Here is a 15,454-nt window from a genome sequence, read left to right as displayed (position 1 = left end):
CCCTCAGCCCAGCAGCGAAATGTCGGCGACGCCGAGGAACAACCCACGCAGACGCGCCAGCAACGCATAACGGTTGGCGCGGACTTTTGCGTCCTCCGCGTTGACCATCACAGCTTCGAAGAACGCATCCACCGGCTCGCGCAGTGCAGCCAGGCGTGCCAGGGATTCGCTGTACTGACGCGAGGCGGCCATTGGCTGTACAGCCTGGTCAGCCTGCTGGATCGCCGAGTACAGGGAGAACTCGTTGGCATTATCGAAGTACTTGGCTTCCACGACGGTAGGCACCGAGCCTTCGACCTTGCTCAGCAGGTTCGACACGCGCTTGTTCACGGCGGCCAGGGCGGCGGCTTCCGGCAGTTTGCGGAAGGCCTGTACCGCTTGCACGCGCTGGTCGAAGTCCAGGGCCGAGCCTGGCTTCAGGGCACGTACAGACAGGTAGGTCGCGACATCGACACCTTCGTCTTCGTAGCGGGCACGCAGGCGGTCGAAGATGAATTCAAGTACCGATTCGTTCAGGCCGGCTGCCTTGACCTTGGTACCGAATGCATTCACAGCGAAGGCCACGGCGTCGTTCAGGTCCAGATCCAGTTGCTTCTCGATCAGGATACGCAACACGCCCAGTGCGGCACGGCGCAGGGCGTACGGGTCTTTGCTGCCGGTCGGCAGCATGCCGATACCGAAGATACCCACGAGGGTGTCGAGCTTGTCGGCGATGGCCACGGCCGCACCGGTCAGGGTGCTTGGCAGTTCAGCACCGGCACCGCGCGGCATGTACTGCTCGTTCAGGGCCAGTGCGACATCTTCCGGCTCGCCATCGTTGAGGGCGTAGTAGTAACCGGCGACACCTTGCATCTCCGGGAACTCGCCGACCATCTCGGTCGACAGGTCGCACTTGGACAGCAGGCCCGCACGAGCAGCCCACGAAGCGTTGCCGCCAATGCGCGCTGCGATGTAAGCGGCGAGTTTGGAAATACGTTCGGCCTTGTCGTAGACGCTGCCGAGTTTTTCCTGGAACACCACGTTCTGCAGGCGCAGGTTGAAGTCTTCGAGCTTCTGCTTCTTGTCTTGCTTGAAGAAGAACTCGGCGTCGGTCAGGCGTGGGCGAACCACTTTCTCGTTACCGGCGATGATCTGCTGTGGGTCTTTGCTCTCGATGTTGGCCACGGTAATGAAACGTGGCAGCAACTTGCCGTCGGCGTCCAGCAGGCAGAAGTACTTCTGGTTGTCCTGCATGGTGGTGATCAGGGCTTCCTGCGGCACGTCGAGGAAGCGCTCCTCGAACGAGCACACCAGCGGCACTGGCCATTCGACCAGCGCGGTCACTTCATCGAGCAGGGCTGGCGGAACGATTGCCGTGCCTTCCTGACGGGTGGCCAGCTCTTCGGTGCGCTTGCTGATGATCTCGCGACGCTCGTTTGCGTCGGCCAGAACGTAGGCGGCACGCAGGTCGGCCAGGTAGCTGGACGGCGAACCGATGCGCACGTTTTCCGGGTGATGGAAGCGGTGGCCACGGGAGTCGCGGCCGGCCTTCTGGGCGAGGATGGTGCAATCGATGACCTGGTCACCGAGCAGCATCACCAGCCACTGGGTCGGACGAACGAACTCTTCCTTGCGCGCACCCCAACGCATGCGTTTCGGGATCGGCAGGTCGTTCAGGGAATCTTCGACGATGGTCGGCAGCAGGCTTGCGGTCGCCTTGCCGGCGATGCTCTGGCTGTAGCGCAGTTTCGGGCCGCTCTGATCGATTTCGCTCAGGTCGACGCCGCACTTCTTGGCAAAGCCCAGTGCCGCTTGGGTCGGGTTGCCTTCGGCATCGAACGCGGCCTGACGTGGCGGGCCGTCGAGGTTGATGCTGCGATCCGGCTGCTGGGTGGCCAGTGCGGTGATCAGCACGGCCAGGCGGCGCGGGGCGGCATAAACGGTTTTGCTCTCGTAGTTCAGGCCGGCAGCTTGCAGGCCCTTGTCGATGCCGGCGAGGAACGCCTCGGCCAGGGTGTTCAGGGCTTTGGGTGGCAGTTCTTCAGTGCCCAGTTCAACCAGAAAATCCAGAGCACTCATTGTGCAGCCTCCAGCTTGGCCAGTACTTCATCACGCAGGTCCGGGGTCGCCATCGGGAAGCCCAGCTTGGCACGAGCCAGCAGGTAGGCTTGCGCAACGGAACGCGCCAGGGTGCGTACACGCAGGATGTATTGCTGACGCGCAGTCACGGAAATCGCCCGGCGCGCATCCAGCAGGTTGAAGGTATGGGAAGCCTTCAACACCATTTCGTAGCTCGGCAACGGCAGCGGCTGGTCGAGTTCGATCAGGCGCTTGGCTTCGCTTTCGTAGAAATCGAACAGTTCGAACAGCTTGTCGACGTTGGCGTGTTCGAAGTTGTAAGTGGACTGCTCCACTTCGTTCTGGTGGAACACGTCGCCGTAGGTCACTTTGCCGAACGGACCGTCAGCCCAGACCAGGTCGTAGACCGAGTCCACGCCTTGCAGGTACATGGCCAGACGCTCGAGACCGTAGGTGATCTCACCGGTCACCGGGTAGCACTCGATGCCACCCGCTTGCTGGAAGTAGGTGAATTGGGTCACTTCCATGCCGTTGAGCCAGACTTCCCAGCCCAGACCCCAGGCGCCGAGGGTCGGCGATTCCCAGTTGTCTTCGACGAAGCGGATGTCGTGGACCAGCGGGTCCAGGCCGACGTGCTTGAGGGAGCCCAGGTACAGTTCCTGGAAGTTGTCCGGGTTCGGCTTGAGGACCACCTGGAACTGGTAATAGTGCTGCAGACGGTTCGGGTTTTCGCCGTAGCGGCCGTCAGTCGGACGACGGCTTGGCTGCACGTAGGCAGCGTTCCAGGTTTCCGGGCCGATGGCGCGCAGGAACGTTGCGGTGTGGAAAGTGCCGGCGCCTACTTCCATATCGTAGGGCTGAAGTACCACACAACCTTGCTCGGCCCAGTATTGCTGGAGGGCGAGGATCAAGTCTTGGAAGGTACGCACGGCTGGCGTAGGCTGGCTCACGAAATTCACCTGTTTCTTGGGCTGCGATTTAAAGAGCGGGAGTATACCCGATTCATTGCTGCGCACGCCCCCTGGAGCCTTATGCCACGCTGCTTTTGGTGTTCCGAAGATCCGCTGTACATGGCTTATCACGATCAGGAGTGGGGCACGCCGCTACGGGATGCGCAGGGTTTGTTCGAGTTGCTTTTGCTCGAAGGGTTCCAGGCCGGGCTTTCCTGGATCACTGTGCTGCGCAAACGCGAGCACTATCGCCAGGTGATGTTCGGCTTTGATGTCCAGCGCGTGGCGCAGATGAGCGATGCCGAAATCGACGAGTTGATGCTCGATCCCGGCATCATTCGCAACCGCCTCAAGCTCAACGCGGCCCGGCGCAATGCCCAGGCCTGGCTGGCGCTGGAGGACCCGGTGGCGTTTCTCTGGTCGTTCGTCGGTGGCGTGCCTGTGATCAATCATTTCAAGGATCGCAGTGAAGTCCCGGCCGTGACGCCGATCGCCGTGGAAATGAGCAAAGGCCTGAAAAAAGCCGGTTTCACGTTCGTCGGGCCGACCATTTGCTATGCGCTGATGCAGGCTTCGGGCATGGTGATGGATCACACCCGGGACTGCGACCGCTACGCGCAGTTGGCGAACGGCGGTTAGAATGGCCGCCTCGCGCACAGCACAAAATCAGGAGTGACCTGTGGATAAGTTGAAAGGCGCCTTGCTGGTAGGCGCTCTGCGGCTGTTTGCCCTGCTTCCGTGGCGGGCCGTGCAGGCCGTCGGCTCGGCGATTGGCTGGGTCATGTGGAAAACCCCGAACCGTTCCCGCGACGTGGTGCGGATCAACCTGTCCAAGTGCTTTCCGGACATGGACCCCGCCGAGCGCGAACGTTTAGTCGGACAGAGCCTTAAGGACATCGGCAAGTCCCTGACCGAAAGCGCCTGCGCCTGGATCTGGCCGGCCCAGCGCTCCATCGACCTGGTGCGCGAGGTCGAAGGCCTCGACATCTTGAAGGACGCCCTCGCCTCCGGCAAAGGCGTGGTCGGTATCACCAGCCACCTGGGCAACTGGGAAGTGCTGAACCACTTCTATTGCAGCCAGTGCAAACCGATCATTTTCTACCGCCCGCCGAAGTTGAAAGCGGTGGATGAATTGCTGCAAAAGCAGCGAGTGCAGTTGGGCAACAAGGTCGCCGCTTCCACCAAGGAAGGCATCCTCAGCGTCATCAAGGAAGTGCGCAAAGGTGGTGCAGTGGGCATTCCCGCTGACCCGGAACCGTCCGAATCCGCCGGGATCTTCGTGCCGTTCTTCGCCACCCAGGCGCTGACCAGCAAGTTCGTGCCGAACATGCTGGCCGGCGGCAAAGCGGTCGGCGTGTTCCTGCATGCCCTGCGCCTGCCGGACGGTTCCGGCTACAAAGTGATCCTTGAAGCTGCGCCAGAGGCCATGTACAGCACCGATACCGCGCAGTCCTGCGCGGCCATGAGCCAGGTGGTCGAGCGCTATGTGCGGGCATACCCGAGCCAGTACATGTGGAGCATGAAGCGCTTCAAGAAGCGTCCGCCGGGTGAAGAGCGTTGGTATTGAATCGATTGGCATGATCTGTGGATGACCCTGGACTCGGGGTTATCCACAACCGTTCATTCAAGGGCGCAGAAGATGTCCGAACACCGTAAGTCATTCCGCATCAAGATCAGTCACGAAAGCTTTGGCGATTGCCTGGGGCAGACGCGCAACTTGTCGAGCACGGGTGTCTACGTCAAGCATCCGGGGTTGTCGACTTTGCCCAAAGGCGCGGTGGTTTACGGTCAGGTGCAGGGCTTACCCACAGGCGCGCCGCAGGTGCGTATGGAAGTAGTGCAGGTGGATGCCGAGGGCATCGGTTTGCGTTATCTCTGATCAGTACGCCTGACGCTCGAGCTTCTTCAGGAACACCGTCATTTCCTTTTCGGCCTGCTTGTCGCCATGGACGCGAGCGGCTTCCAGGCCTTGGTCCCAGGCTTGGCGCGCGGCCGTAAAGTCCGCCAGCGCCAGATGGGCCTTGCCCAGTAGTTTCCATGCCGCCGAATACTTCGGATCGAATTCGACGCAGCGTTGGAAATGCTCCGCAGCCTTGGCGTTTTCCCCCAGATCCAGATAGCCCTTGCCCAGGCCGAAGCGCAGCAATGAGTTATCCACACCCTTGGCGAGCATTTTTTCCAGGGATTCGATCATCAGTGGATTCCTTTTTGAGGTGTGTCAGGAAAATATCCGGTATCTGGAAGTCCGCTATCGCGAGCAAGCTCGCGATGAGGCCAGTCTGATCGCCGAAAAATCCGGATCAGAAGAAGCTCAACCCCACATGAAACAGCTTCTCCACATCGCGAATATGCTTTTTATCCACAAGGAACAGAATCACATGGTCGCCCGCTTCGATCACGGTGTTGTCGTGGGCGATGATCACTTCTTCGTCGCGGATAATCGCACCGATGGTGGTGCCTGGCGGCAGGCCGATGTTCTCGATGGCCTTGCCGATCACCTTGCTCGATTTCGCATCGCCATGGGCAATCGCCTCGATGGCCTCCGCCGCACCCCGGCGCAGTGAGTGCACGCTGACGATGTCGCCTCGGCGCACGTGGGCCAGCAAGGTGCCGATGGTCGCCAGTTGCGGGCTGATGGCGATGTCGATGTCGCCGCCCTGGATCAGATCGACATAGGCCGGGTTGTTGATGATGGTCATCACCTTCTTCGCGCCCAGTCGCTTGGCCAGCAACGATGACATGATGTTGGCTTCGTCGTCGTTGGTCAGCGCCAGGAACAGGTCGGCGTCGGCGATGTTCTCTTCCATCAGCAGGTCGCGGTCTGAAGCACTGCCCTGCAACACTACCGTGCTGTCCAGTGTGTCGGAGAGATGACGGCAGCGCGCCGGGTTCATCTCGATGATTTTCACCTGATAACGGCTTTCGATGGCCTCGGCCAGACGCTCGCCAATCTGCCCGCCACCGGCGATGACGATGCGTTTATAGGTTTCGTCGAGACGGCGCATTTCGCTCATCACCGCGCGAATATTCGCCTTGGCGGCGATGAAAAACACCTCGTCGTCGGCCTCGATCACCGTGTCGCCCTGGGGCAGGATCGGCCGGTCACGACGGAAAATCGCCGCGACGCGGGTTTCCACGTTCGGCATGTGTTCACGCAACTGCCGCAGTTGCTGGCCCACCAGCGGCCCGCCGTAGTACGCCCGTACCGCCACCAGTTGCGCCTTGCCTTCGGCGAAGTCGATCACCTGCAAGGCGCCGGGGTGCTGGATCAGGCGCTTTATATAGTTGGTGACCACTTGTTCCGGGCTGATCAGCACGTCCACCGGAATCGCTTCGTTCTGGAACAGCTGCTCTTCGCGGGTCAGGTACGCGGCTTCGCGAACCCGGGCGATCTTGGTCGGGGTGTGGAACAGGGTATGGGCGACCTGGCAGGCGACCATGTTGGTTTCGTCGCTGTTGGTCACCGCGACCAGCATGTCGGCGTCATCCGCTCCGGCCTGGCGCAACACGGTCGGGAATGAGCCACGACCTTGTACCGTGCGGATGTCCAGGCGGTCACCAAGGTCGCGCAGGCGCTCGCCATCGGTGTCGACCACAGTAATGTCGTTGGCTTCACTGGCCAGGTGTTCGGCCAGCGAACCGCCGACCTGCCCTGCACCAAGGATGATGATTTTCATCCAGTCACTCCATTGAATCCATTTAACCGCGAGCGGCGGCGATCTTGATCAGCTTGGCGTAGTAGAAACCATCGTGGCCACCTTCCTGGGCCAGCAACTGGCGACCATGGGGCTGCTTGATGCCGGCCGCCGTGGCGAGGTCCAGTTCCCGGGCACCCGGCGTTCGGGCGAGGAAGGCTTCGATGACTTCGGTGTTTTCGGTCGGCAGTGTGGAACAGGTGGCGTACAGCAGGATGCCCCCGACTTCCAGGGTTTTCCACATGGCATCGAGCAACTCGCCCTGCAGCAGCGCCAGCGCGGCGATGTCGTCGGGTTGGCGGGTCAGTTTGATGTCCGGGTGACGACGAATCACGCCGGTGGCCGAGCATGGCGCGTCCAGCAGGATGCGCTGGAACGGCTTGCCGTCCCACCACGCCTGAGTGTCGCGACCGTCGGCGGCAATCAGTTCGGCGCTCAGTTTCAGGCGTTCGAGGTTTTCCCGCACCCGTACCAGTCGCTTGGCTTCAAGGTCTACGGCCACGACGCCGGCCAGTTTTGGCTCGGCTTCGAGGATGTGGCAGGTCTTGCCGCCCGGTGCGCAGCAGGCGTCCAGCACCCGTTGGCCTGGCGCGAGGTCGAGCAGATCGGCAGCCAGTTGCGCGGCTTCGTCCTGCACGCTGATCCAGCCCTCGGCGAAGCCTGGCAGGCCGCGCACGTCGGTGGCGGCTTCGAGCACGATGCCATCGCGGCTATAAATGCATGGCGTCGCGGCGATACCGGCGTCGGTCAACAATCCGAGATAGGCATCACGGCTGTGATGACGACGGTTGACCCGCAGAATCATCGGCGGATGCGCATTGTTGGCGGCGCAAATGGCTTCCCATTGCTCGGGCCAGAACGCCTTCAGGGATTTCTGCAACCAGCGCGGGTGGGCGGTGCGCACCACCGGATCACGTTCCAGCTCGGCGAAAATCGTTTCGCTTTCGCGCTGAGCATTGCGTAGCACAGCGTTGAGCAATGCCTTGGCCCAAGGCTTTTTCAGCTTGTCGGCGCAACCGACGGTTTCGCCGATGGCGGCGTGGGCCGGGACGCGGGTGTAGAGCAATTGATAGAGACCGACCAACAGCAACGCTTCGACATCGGCGTCGGCTGCCTTGAACGGCTTCTGCAACAGTTTGGCCGCCAGCGCGGACAAGCGTGGCTGCCAGCGTGCGGTGCCGAATGCCAGGTCCTGGGTGAAGCCGCGATCACGGTCCTCGACCTTGTCCATTTGTGTTGGCAGCGAACTGTTGAGCGAGGCTTTGCCGCTCAGGACTGCGGCGAGTGCCTTGGCGGCGGCCAGACGCGGATTCATTGAGCGTCCGCCGCTTGACCGAGGATCGTTCCGGTGGCGAATTTCTCACGGCGGCTGTTGAACAGGTCACTGAAGTTCAGCGCCTTGCCGCCGGGCAATTGCAGACGGGTCAGGCACAAGGCCTGCTCGCCGCAGGCGACGATCAGACCGTCCTTGCTGGCGCTAAGGATTTCACCCGGGGCGCCTTTGCCTTCAGCCAGATTTGCGGCCAGCACTTTCAAGGCTTCGCCGTTCAAGGTGCTGTGGGTGATCGGCCACGGGTTGAAGGCACGCACCAGACGCTCCAGCTCAACCGCCGGGCGACTCCAGTCGATGCGTGCTTCGTCCTTGTTCAATTTATGCGCATAGGTGGCCAGGCTGTCGTCCTGCACTTCGCCCTCCAGTGTTGCGGCGGCGAGGCCGGCAATCGCCTGGACCACGGCCGGCGGGCCCATTTCGGCCAGACGATCATGCAGGCTGCCACCGGTGTCTTCGGCGCTGATCGGCGTGGCGACCTTGAGCAGCATCGGTCCGGTATCGAGGCCGGCTTCCATGCGCATTACGGTCACGCCGCTTTCGGCGTCCCCCGCTTCCACGGCGCGCTGGATCGGCGCCGCACCACGCCAGCGCGGCAGCAGCGAGGCGTGACTGTTGATGCAACCCAGGCGCGGAATATCCAGCACCACTTGCGGCAGGATCAGGCCGTAGGCGACCACCACCATCAAGTCCGGCTTGAGCGCGGCCAGTTCCGCCTGGGCATCTTCGTTGCGCAGGGTCGGCGGTTGCAGCACCGGGATATTGTTCTCCAGCGCCAGTTGCTTGACCGGGCTTGGCATCAGTTTTTGCCCGCGACCGGCCGGACGATCCGGTTGGGTGTAGACCGCGACGATCTCGTAAGGGCTGTCGAGCAGGGCCTTGAGGTGTTCGGCGGCGAATTCGGGGGTGCCGGCAAAGACGATGCGCAGTGGCTCAGTCATGGGTGTTCTCTATTGCAAAGCATCTTGAAAAGAAAAAGGCTTGCCGCGGCAAGCCTTTGAAGGAGGGCATCAAGCGTTTTGGCGATGCTGTTTTTCCAGCTTCTTCTTGATGCGGTCGCGTTTGAGCGTCGACAGGTAATCAACGAACAATTTGCCGTTGAGGTGGTCGCATTCATGCTGGATGCACACCGCGAGCAGGCCTTCGGCGATCAGTTCGTAGGGTTGGCCATCGCGGTCCAGCGCCTTGACCTTGACCCTTTGCGGGCGATCGACGTTTTCGTAGAAGCCCGGTACCGAAAGGCAGCCTTCCTGGTATTGCTCCATCTCGTCGGTCAGGGGTTCGAATTCGGGGTTGATGAACACTCGCGGTTCGCTGCGGTCTTCGGAGAGGTCCATCACGACGATACGTTTGTGCACGTTGACCTGGGTAGCGGCGAGGCCGATGCCAGGCGCTTCATACATTGTTTCAAACATGTCGTCGACCAACTGACGCACTTCGTCGTCCACTACGGCCACTGGTTTGGCGATAGTGCGCAGACGCGGATCAGGGAATTCGAGGATGTTTAAAATGGCCATAAGCTTGATTAGTGCACGTGTGAAGTAAGGTCGGGTCGATGGCCTGGCGGTCCGAAGATGCAGGCTACCGTTGTAAAACGTAGCTCCCTTTTGTTGACAAGCAAGTCTTGATAAGCAAGCAGGGAGCGAGCCTCTGACGGCTCTGGCGTTTCACGCGAATGCACATAATAAAGGGATTCACCGCATGAGGAAATCACTACTCGCCCTGCTGCTACTGGCCTCGGCCGGTCTGGCCTACGGGCAAGTGCAACTTCGGGAAGATATTCCCACCATAAAGCTGTCGCCTCAGGTGCGTAGCAGCCCGGTGACCGAGGCTATCCCCGGCATTGCGCTGAAATCGATCAACAGCTTTTTGCTGAGCAACCGCATCATCGATAAGGCCGAGGATTTCGACAAGGCGCCCTACATCGTCGCAGGTGATGCCGAGCGCGTGCTCAGTGGCGCGGGTGACCGCATCTTTGCCCGCGGCCATTTCGATCCGGCGCAACCGGCGTACGGCATCTTCCGCCAAGGTAAGGTCTACACCGATCCGCAGAGCAAGGAAATCCTGGGGATCAACGCCGATGACATCGGCGGCGGCGAGGTCGTGGCCATCGAAGGTGAGGTCGCCACCCTGGAGTTGCAACGCACGACCCAGGAAGTCCGCCTCGGCGATCGCTTGTTCGGCGGTGAGGAGCGCGCGATCAACTCGACCTTTACGCCCAGCACACCGAGCCACGAAATCAACGGTTTGATCATCGATGTGCCGCGTGGGGTCACGCAGATCGGCGAGTTGGACGTGGTAACACTGAACAAGGGGCAGCGCGACGGCCTGGCCGAAGGCAATCTGCTGGCGGTGATGAAGACCGGCGAAACCGTGCGCGACCGGATAACCGGTCAGCCGTTGAAAATTCCTGATGAGCGCGCTGGTCTGCTGATGGTTTTCCGTACCTACGACAAGCTCAGCTATGGGCTGGTGCTCAGCGCTTCGCGCTCGCTGTCGGTGATGGACAAGGTGCGAAATCCGTAAGAGTGCTTCACAAGTTACCAACAGAGTTATCCACAGCTTATTCCCGTTTGTACGGGTGCTTATTACGATCAAGGATGATCCATGTCGCTGCCTACTGTTACACCGGTTTCCCCCGCGGAACTGGAAGCTCGATTACGTCTGCACCGCTTGCCGGAACTCGGTCCGGCACGTTTCAAGAAGCTGCTTGAAGCCTTTGGCTCGGCGTCAAAAGCGATCAGCGCACCGGCCAGTGCCTGGCGCGCGCTGGGTTTGCCACTGGCCTGTTCCGAGGCCAGGCGTAGCACCGAGATCCGTGACGGCGCCAGTCATGCATTGGCCTGGCTGGAGCATCCGGCCCAGCATTTACTGATGTGGGACCAACCGGACTATCCGGCACTGCTGGCACAAATCAGCGATGCACCGCCGCTGTTATTTGTCGCGGGCGATCCGGGCATTCTGGAAAAACCACAACTGGCGATGGTCGGCAGCCGTCGCGCGTCCCGGCCAGGAATGGACACCGCTGCCGCGTTTTCCCGCAGCCTGGCCGGTGCCGGTTTTGTCATTACCAGCGGCCTGGCCCTGGGCATTGACGCCGCCGCGCACCAGGCCGCGCTCGACGTCGGTGGGCAAACAGTTGGTGTGCTCGGCACGGGGCTCGAGAAGTTTTATCCACAGCGAAACAGACGCCTGGCGGACGCCATGATCGCGTCGGGCAGCGCAGTGCTTTCGGAGTTTCCACTGGATGCAGGGCCCAGCGCCGGCAACTTCCCCCGGCGCAACCGGATCATCAGTGGTTTGTCTCTCGGGGTGCTGGTGGTCGAAGCCAGTGTCGCCAGCGGTTCTCTGATCACCGCGAGGCTGGCGGCGGAACAGGGGCGCGAGGTGTTTGCGATGCCTGGATCGATCCATCACCCCGGTGCCCGCGGCTGTCATCAGTTGATTCGGGACGGTGCGGTGCTGGTGGAAACTATCGAACATATCCTCGAAGCCTTGCGCGGCTGGCAACGACTGTCGTTATCCACAGAAACCTGCATCCCTGCAACGACTCACCCACTGCTGAAGCTGCTGCATGCCGCGCCTCACACCAGTGAAGCGCTGGCCGACGCAAGCGGCTGGGCCCTGCCGAAAGTGCTGGCGGCGCTGACGGAACTGGAAATGGATGGCCGCGCCGTGTGCGAAAGCGGGCGCTGGTTTGCGCGGGTGAGCTAGGTTTTATAAACAAGATCGGTAAACTGCGCAGAGCCTTAGTCTGGAGTGTTTTTCATGGTCAACAGTTGGCGTGTGCAACAAGCCGCGCAAGCAATTCGCGCCGGGGCGGTGATTGCCTACCCAACCGAAGCAGTCTGGGGCCTGGGTTGCGACCCCTGGGATGAGGAAGCGGTGGAACGTCTGCTGCTGATCAAGGGCCGGTCTGTGGACAAGGGGCTGATTCTGGTCGCCGACAACATCCGTCAGTTCGATTTCCTTTTCGAAGACTTCCCCGAATTGTGGATGGACCGCATGGCCAGCACCTGGCCGGGTCCGAACACCTGGCTGGTGCCGCACCAGAACCTGTTGCCGGAGTGGATTACCGGCGTGCATGAAACCGTGGCGCTGCGGGTCAGCGATCACCCTCAGGTGCGGGATTTGTGCGCGCTGGTCGGGCCGCTGGTGTCGACGTCGGCCAACCCGCAGGGACGCCCGGCGGCGCGTACGCGGATTCGCGTCGAGCAGTATTTCCGTGGCCAGGTGGATCTGGTGCTGGGTGGCAATTTGGGCGGACGCAAGAACCCGAGCGTGATTCGTGATCTGGCGACCGGCAGGGTTGTGCGTCCGGACTAAAGCTGGATGGACATGTGGCGAGGGAGCTTGCTCCCGTTCGGGTGCGCAGCGCCCGCAAAAACTGCAGGCGCGTTATAACTGAAACTACACAGTTGCCGAATGCAGGGCTGCTGCGCAGCCCAACGGGAGCAAGCTCCCTCGCCACAGAGGGTTATGGCAGCAGAACAACCGAACCCGTCGTGCGCCGCGCCGACAACTCGGTCTGCGCCTTCGCCGCGTCAGCCAGTGGATAACGCTGGCTGATGTCCACGGTCAGCTTGCCGCCGATGATCATCTCGAACAACTCGTCGGCCATGCGTTGCAGGTTCTCGGCGTTGTTCGCATAAGTGCCCAGGGTTGGCCGGGTTACGTACAGCGAGCCTTTCCCTGCCAGGATCCCCAGGTTCACGCCGTCGACCGCGCCGGACGCATTGCCGAAACTCACCACCAGCCCGCGTGGCGCGACGCTATCGAGTGAAGTCAGCCAGGTGTCCTTGCCAACACCGTCGTACACCACCGGGACTTTTTTGCCGTCGGTCAATTCCAGCACGCGTTGCGCGACATTTTCATGGCTGTAGTCGATGGTCGCCCAGGCGCCGTTGGCCTTGGCCAGCGCGGCCTTCTCCGCCGAGCTGACGGTGCCGATCAACTTGACGCCCAAGGCTCTGGCCCATTGGCAGGCCAGGGAACCGACCCCGCCGGCCGCGGCATGGAACAGGATGGTTTCGCCACCCTTGAGTTCATAAGTCTGACGCAGCAGGTACTGCACGGTCAGGCCCTTGAGCATCACGCCGGCGGCCTGTTCGAAGCTGATGGCGTCCGGCAGTTTCACCAGATTAGCCTCGGGCAAGACGTGAAGATCGCTGTAGGCGCCCAGAGGGCCGCTGCCATAGGCGACGCGATCGCCGATCTTGAAGCGGCTCACGTCGCTGCCCACCGCCTCGACCACGCCTGCACCTTCCGAGCCGACACCCGACGGCAGGGACGGTGGTGGGTACAGGCCACTGCGGTAATAGGTGTCGATGAAGTTCAGGCCGATGGCCTTGTTGGTCACGCGCACTTCCTTCGGACCTGGCTCGGCGGGCTGGTAATCCACATATTCGAGCACTTCGGGGCCACCATGGGCGCGGAACTGGATACGCTTTGCCATCAGAACTCTCCATAGGTCGTTTTACCAAGCTCCCTATCGGACTCCTAAGCTTGATCTTCGTCAACTGCGGCGGGGTGACTTGCGATGGTATGCTACGCGCCCATTTGCGCAGGCTGAGCTCCAATGGAGCGCCGCGTTGTTTTGCCCGATTCAAGGTGATGACATGACGACCCGCACCGAGGCCGTAAAAGCCTACCTGCTCGACCTGCAAGACCGTATTTGCGCCGCTCTGGAGGCCGAAGACGGTGGCACGCAATTCGTCGAAGACGCCTGGACCAGGCCGGCGGGCGGTGGCGGTCGCACCCGCGTGATAGAAAACGGCGCGGTGATTGAAAAGGGCGGCGTCAACTTTTCCCATGTCTTCGGCAGCGGTCTCCCACCGTCTGCCAGCGCTCATCGACCGGAACTGGCCGGCCGTGGCTTCGAAGCCCTTGGCGTGTCACTGGTGATTCACCCGCACAACCCGCACGTGCCGACTTCTCACGCCAACGTGCGCTTTTTCATCGCGGAAAAAGAAGGTGAAGAACCGGTCTGGTGGTTTGGCGGCGGCTTCGACCTGACCCCGTATTACGGCAACGAAGAAGACTGCATCCACTGGCACCGTGTCGCCGAGCAGGCCTGTGCGCGGTTCGGCCCGGACGTCTACCCGCGTTACAAGGCCTGGTGCGACAGCTACTTCCACATCAAGCATCGTCACGAGCCGCGTGGCATCGGCGGGTTGTTTTTCGACGACCTGAACGAGTGGGATTTCGACACCAGCTTCGCCTTCATGCGCGCCATCGGTGATGCGTACATCGACGCCTATCTGCCCATCGTGCAGCGCCGCAAGAACGATGCGTTCACCGAAAAACAGCGGGAATTCCAGGAGTTCCGCCGTGGGCGCTATGTCGAGTTCAACCTGGTTTATGACCGTGGCACGCTGTTCGGCCTGCAATCGGGCGGGCGCACCGAGTCGATCCTGATGTCGCTGCCGCCGCAAGTGCGCTGGGGCTACGACTGGAAGGCCGAGCCCGGCAGCGAAGAAGCGCGCCTGACCGAGTACTTCCTGCAAGACCGCGATTGGTTGGCCGAAGCCTGAACGAGGAATCCTGATGGACCGTTATGTCGTATTCGGTAACCCGATTGGCCACAGCAAGTCGCCGTTGATCCATCGCTTGTTCGCCGAGCAGACCGCGCAGAAGCTGGACTACAACACGCTACTGGCGCCACTGGACGACTTTTCCACCTGTGCCCGGACGTTTTTCCTCGAAGGGCGTGGCGCCAATGTGACGGTGCCGTTCAAGGAGGAAGCCTATCGGCTGGCGAACAGCCTGACGGCACGGGCGCAGCGGGCGGGCGCGGTGAACACCCTGAGCAAACTGGCCGATGGCAGTTTGCTGGGCGACAACACCGACGGTGCCGGGCTGGTGCGCGACCTGACGGTCAATGCCGGGTTCAGCCTCAAAGGCAAACGCATCCTGCTGCTCGGTGCTGGCGGCGCGGTGCGCGGTGCTTTGGAGCCGTTGCTGGCCGAGCAGCCGGCATCGGTGATCATCGCCAATCGCACGGTGGAAAAGGCCGAGTTGCTGGCGGAACTGTTCTGCGATCTGGGGCCGGTCTCGGCCAGTGGCTACGACTGGTTGCGGGAGTCAGTGGACCTGATCATCAACGCGACGTCGGCGAGCCTGACCGGCGATGTGCCGCCGATTGCTGCCAGCCTGATCGAGCCTGGCAAAACGGTGTGCTACGACATGATGTACGGCAAGGAGCCGACCTCGTTCTGCCGCTGGGCGAGCGAAAACGGCGCGGCAGTGGTGATGGATGGCTTGGGGATGCTGGCCGAGCAAGCGGCGGAAGCGTTTTTCCTGTGGCGCGGCGTGCGCCCGGATACGGTGCCGGTGCTGGCTGAGCTTCGCCGGCAATTGGCCCTTTAAAGTCAAAAGATCGCAGCCTTCGGCGGCTCCTACTGGTGATCACACAACCCGTA

The 15,454-nt window shown here is 61.6% G+C and carries 16 protein-coding genes; 8 read left to right on the top strand and 8 right to left on the bottom strand.

Annotated elements, in window-relative coordinates; genetic code table 11:
* Nucleotides 1-3: 3 nt before the first annotated feature.
* Together glyS and glyQ are read right to left on the bottom strand one after the other, a co-directional pair.
* Entirely contained in the window at nucleotides 4-2,058 is a 2,055-nt protein-coding gene (gene glyS, locus ACM6IT_RS06945) for a glycine--tRNA ligase subunit beta (protein WP_414913591.1), read from the bottom strand.
* The gene (glyQ, locus tag ACM6IT_RS06940) at nucleotides 2,055-3,008 is read right to left on the bottom strand and encodes a glycine--tRNA ligase subunit alpha (RefSeq protein ID WP_003187265.1); all 954 of its coding nucleotides are present in this window, start codon (nucleotides 3,006-3,008) and stop codon (nucleotides 2,055-2,057) included. The genes glyS and glyQ overlap by 4 nt, the downstream gene beginning before the upstream one ends.
* Before the next feature lie 81 nt (nucleotides 3,009-3,089).
* Between glyQ and ACM6IT_RS06935 the strand changes: the two genes are divergently transcribed.
* From ACM6IT_RS06935 to ACM6IT_RS06925, 3 genes are all read left to right on the top strand, one after another.
* Nucleotides 3,090-3,647 carry a DNA-3-methyladenine glycosylase I gene (locus ACM6IT_RS06935; protein WP_056726766.1) on the top strand — a complete coding sequence of 186 codons (558 nt, stop codon included), beginning with the start codon at nucleotides 3,090-3,092 and terminating at the stop codon, nucleotides 3,645-3,647.
* Nucleotides 3,648-3,687: 40 nt separating this feature from the next.
* The gene (locus ACM6IT_RS06930; protein ID WP_008045719.1) at nucleotides 3,688-4,575 is read left to right on the top strand and encodes a lysophospholipid acyltransferase; all 888 of its coding nucleotides are present in this window, start codon (nucleotides 3,688-3,690) and stop codon (nucleotides 4,573-4,575) included.
* A 72-nt stretch (nucleotides 4,576-4,647) separates the two neighbouring features.
* Complete coding sequence (locus ACM6IT_RS06925) at nucleotides 4,648-4,887, top strand: PilZ domain-containing protein (RefSeq protein WP_414917742.1); 240 nt, start codon at nucleotides 4,648-4,650, stop codon at nucleotides 4,885-4,887.
* Here the strand turns inward: ACM6IT_RS06925 and ACM6IT_RS06920 are convergent, their stop codons facing one another.
* The 5 genes from ACM6IT_RS06920 to def all read right to left on the bottom strand — a co-directional run bounded on the left by ACM6IT_RS06920 (nucleotide 4,888) and on the right by def (nucleotide 9,550).
* Nucleotides 4,888-5,205 carry a tetratricopeptide repeat protein gene (locus ACM6IT_RS06920; RefSeq protein ID WP_414917847.1) on the bottom strand — a complete coding sequence of 106 codons (318 nt, stop codon included), beginning with the start codon at nucleotides 5,203-5,205 and terminating at the stop codon, nucleotides 4,888-4,890. It lies immediately after the preceding gene.
* A gap of 103 nt (nucleotides 5,206-5,308) precedes the next feature.
* Nucleotides 5,309-6,685 carry a Trk system potassium transporter TrkA gene (gene trkA / locus ACM6IT_RS06915; RefSeq protein WP_056726763.1) on the bottom strand — a complete coding sequence of 459 codons (1,377 nt, stop codon included), beginning with the start codon at nucleotides 6,683-6,685 and terminating at the stop codon, nucleotides 5,309-5,311.
* Between the two features lie 22 nt (nucleotides 6,686-6,707).
* Nucleotides 6,708-8,018, bottom strand: a complete 1,311-nt coding sequence (gene rsmB, locus ACM6IT_RS06910) for a 16S rRNA (cytosine(967)-C(5))-methyltransferase RsmB (protein WP_414917741.1) — start codon at nucleotides 8,016-8,018, stop codon at nucleotides 6,708-6,710.
* Complete coding sequence (gene fmt / locus ACM6IT_RS06905) at nucleotides 8,015-8,974, bottom strand: methionyl-tRNA formyltransferase (protein WP_409078212.1); 960 nt, start codon at nucleotides 8,972-8,974, stop codon at nucleotides 8,015-8,017. The genes rsmB and fmt overlap by 4 nt, the downstream gene beginning before the upstream one ends.
* Before the next feature lie 69 nt (nucleotides 8,975-9,043).
* Nucleotides 9,044-9,550, bottom strand: coding sequence for a peptide deformylase (gene def, locus ACM6IT_RS06900; protein WP_056726760.1), 507 nt, complete (start codon nucleotides 9,548-9,550; stop codon nucleotides 9,044-9,046).
* A gap of 184 nt (nucleotides 9,551-9,734) precedes the next feature.
* On the opposite strand from def, the gene ACM6IT_RS06895 reads away from it, so the two are divergent.
* From ACM6IT_RS06895 to ACM6IT_RS06885, 3 genes are all read left to right on the top strand, one after another.
* Nucleotides 9,735-10,559, top strand: a complete 825-nt coding sequence (locus tag ACM6IT_RS06895; RefSeq protein ID WP_414917740.1) for a peptidoglycan-binding protein — start codon at nucleotides 9,735-9,737, stop codon at nucleotides 10,557-10,559.
* An 81-nt stretch (nucleotides 10,560-10,640) separates the two neighbouring features.
* Nucleotides 10,641-11,747 carry a DNA-processing protein DprA gene (dprA, locus tag ACM6IT_RS06890; RefSeq protein WP_056726758.1) on the top strand — a complete coding sequence of 369 codons (1,107 nt, stop codon included), beginning with the start codon at nucleotides 10,641-10,643 and terminating at the stop codon, nucleotides 11,745-11,747.
* Nucleotides 11,748-11,801: 54 nt separating this feature from the next.
* Entirely contained in the window at nucleotides 11,802-12,359 is a 558-nt protein-coding gene (locus tag ACM6IT_RS06885; RefSeq protein WP_056726757.1) for an L-threonylcarbamoyladenylate synthase, read from the top strand.
* Between the two features lie 151 nt (nucleotides 12,360-12,510).
* On the opposite strand, the gene ACM6IT_RS06880 is transcribed toward ACM6IT_RS06885, so the two are convergent.
* The gene (locus ACM6IT_RS06880) at nucleotides 12,511-13,488 is read right to left on the bottom strand and encodes an NADPH:quinone reductase (RefSeq protein WP_414913594.1); all 978 of its coding nucleotides are present in this window, start codon (nucleotides 13,486-13,488) and stop codon (nucleotides 12,511-12,513) included.
* Nucleotides 13,489-13,651: 163 nt separating this feature from the next.
* Between ACM6IT_RS06880 and hemF the strand changes: the two genes are divergently transcribed.
* Both hemF and aroE read left to right on the top strand, forming a co-directional pair.
* Nucleotides 13,652-14,566: an oxygen-dependent coproporphyrinogen oxidase gene (gene hemF, locus ACM6IT_RS06875; RefSeq protein ID WP_414913595.1), complete on the top strand. Its 915-nt coding sequence runs from the start codon at nucleotides 13,652-13,654 to the stop codon at nucleotides 14,564-14,566.
* Between the two features lie 13 nt (nucleotides 14,567-14,579).
* Complete coding sequence (gene aroE / locus ACM6IT_RS06870; RefSeq protein WP_414917739.1) at nucleotides 14,580-15,401, top strand: shikimate dehydrogenase; 822 nt, start codon at nucleotides 14,580-14,582, stop codon at nucleotides 15,399-15,401.
* The last annotated feature ends 53 nt before the right edge of the window (nucleotides 15,402-15,454 follow it).

Origin of the sequence: Pseudomonas sp. IT-P4, from assembly GCF_949767755.1 — a bacterium.
Taxonomy (GTDB): Bacteria; Pseudomonadota; Gammaproteobacteria; order Pseudomonadales; family Pseudomonadaceae; genus Aquipseudomonas; species Aquipseudomonas monachiensis.
The sequence above is the reverse complement of the archived record's forward strand: the minus strand, read 5'-3'. Positions and strand labels throughout refer to the sequence as shown.

Bases quoted from the DNA above. Each gene is read 5' to 3' on its own strand.
- rsmB (WP_414917741.1), bottom strand. From the start codon at position 8,018: ATGAATCCGCGTCTGGCCGCCGCCAAGGCACTCGCCGCAGTCCTGAGC.
- ACM6IT_RS06880 (WP_414913594.1), bottom strand. From the start codon at position 13,488: ATGGCAAAGCGTATCCAGTTCCGCGCCCATGGTGGCCCCGAAGTGCTC.
- hemF (WP_414913595.1), top strand. From the start codon at position 13,652: ATGACGACCCGCACCGAGGCCGTAAAAGCCTACCTGCTCGACCTGCAA.
- ACM6IT_RS06895 (WP_414917740.1), top strand. From the start codon at position 9,735: ATGAGGAAATCACTACTCGCCCTGCTGCTACTGGCCTCGGCCGGTCTG.
- fmt (WP_409078212.1), bottom strand. From the start codon at position 8,974: ATGACTGAGCCACTGCGCATCGTCTTTGCCGGCACCCCCGAATTCGCC.
- ACM6IT_RS06925 (WP_414917742.1), top strand. From the start codon at position 4,648: ATGTCCGAACACCGTAAGTCATTCCGCATCAAGATCAGTCACGAAAGC.
- dprA (WP_056726758.1), top strand. From the start codon at position 10,641: ATGTCGCTGCCTACTGTTACACCGGTTTCCCCCGCGGAACTGGAAGCT.
- def (WP_056726760.1), bottom strand. From the start codon at position 9,550: ATGGCCATTTTAAACATCCTCGAATTCCCTGATCCGCGTCTGCGCACT.
- ACM6IT_RS06885 (WP_056726757.1), top strand. From the start codon at position 11,802: ATGGTCAACAGTTGGCGTGTGCAACAAGCCGCGCAAGCAATTCGCGCC.
- trkA (WP_056726763.1), bottom strand. From the start codon at position 6,685: ATGAAAATCATCATCCTTGGTGCAGGGCAGGTCGGCGGTTCGCTGGCC.
- ACM6IT_RS06935 (WP_056726766.1), top strand. From the start codon at position 3,090: ATGCCACGCTGCTTTTGGTGTTCCGAAGATCCGCTGTACATGGCTTAT.
- glyS (WP_414913591.1), bottom strand. From the start codon at position 2,058: ATGAGTGCTCTGGATTTTCTGGTTGAACTGGGCACTGAAGAACTGCCA.
- aroE (WP_414917739.1), top strand. From the start codon at position 14,580: ATGGACCGTTATGTCGTATTCGGTAACCCGATTGGCCACAGCAAGTCG.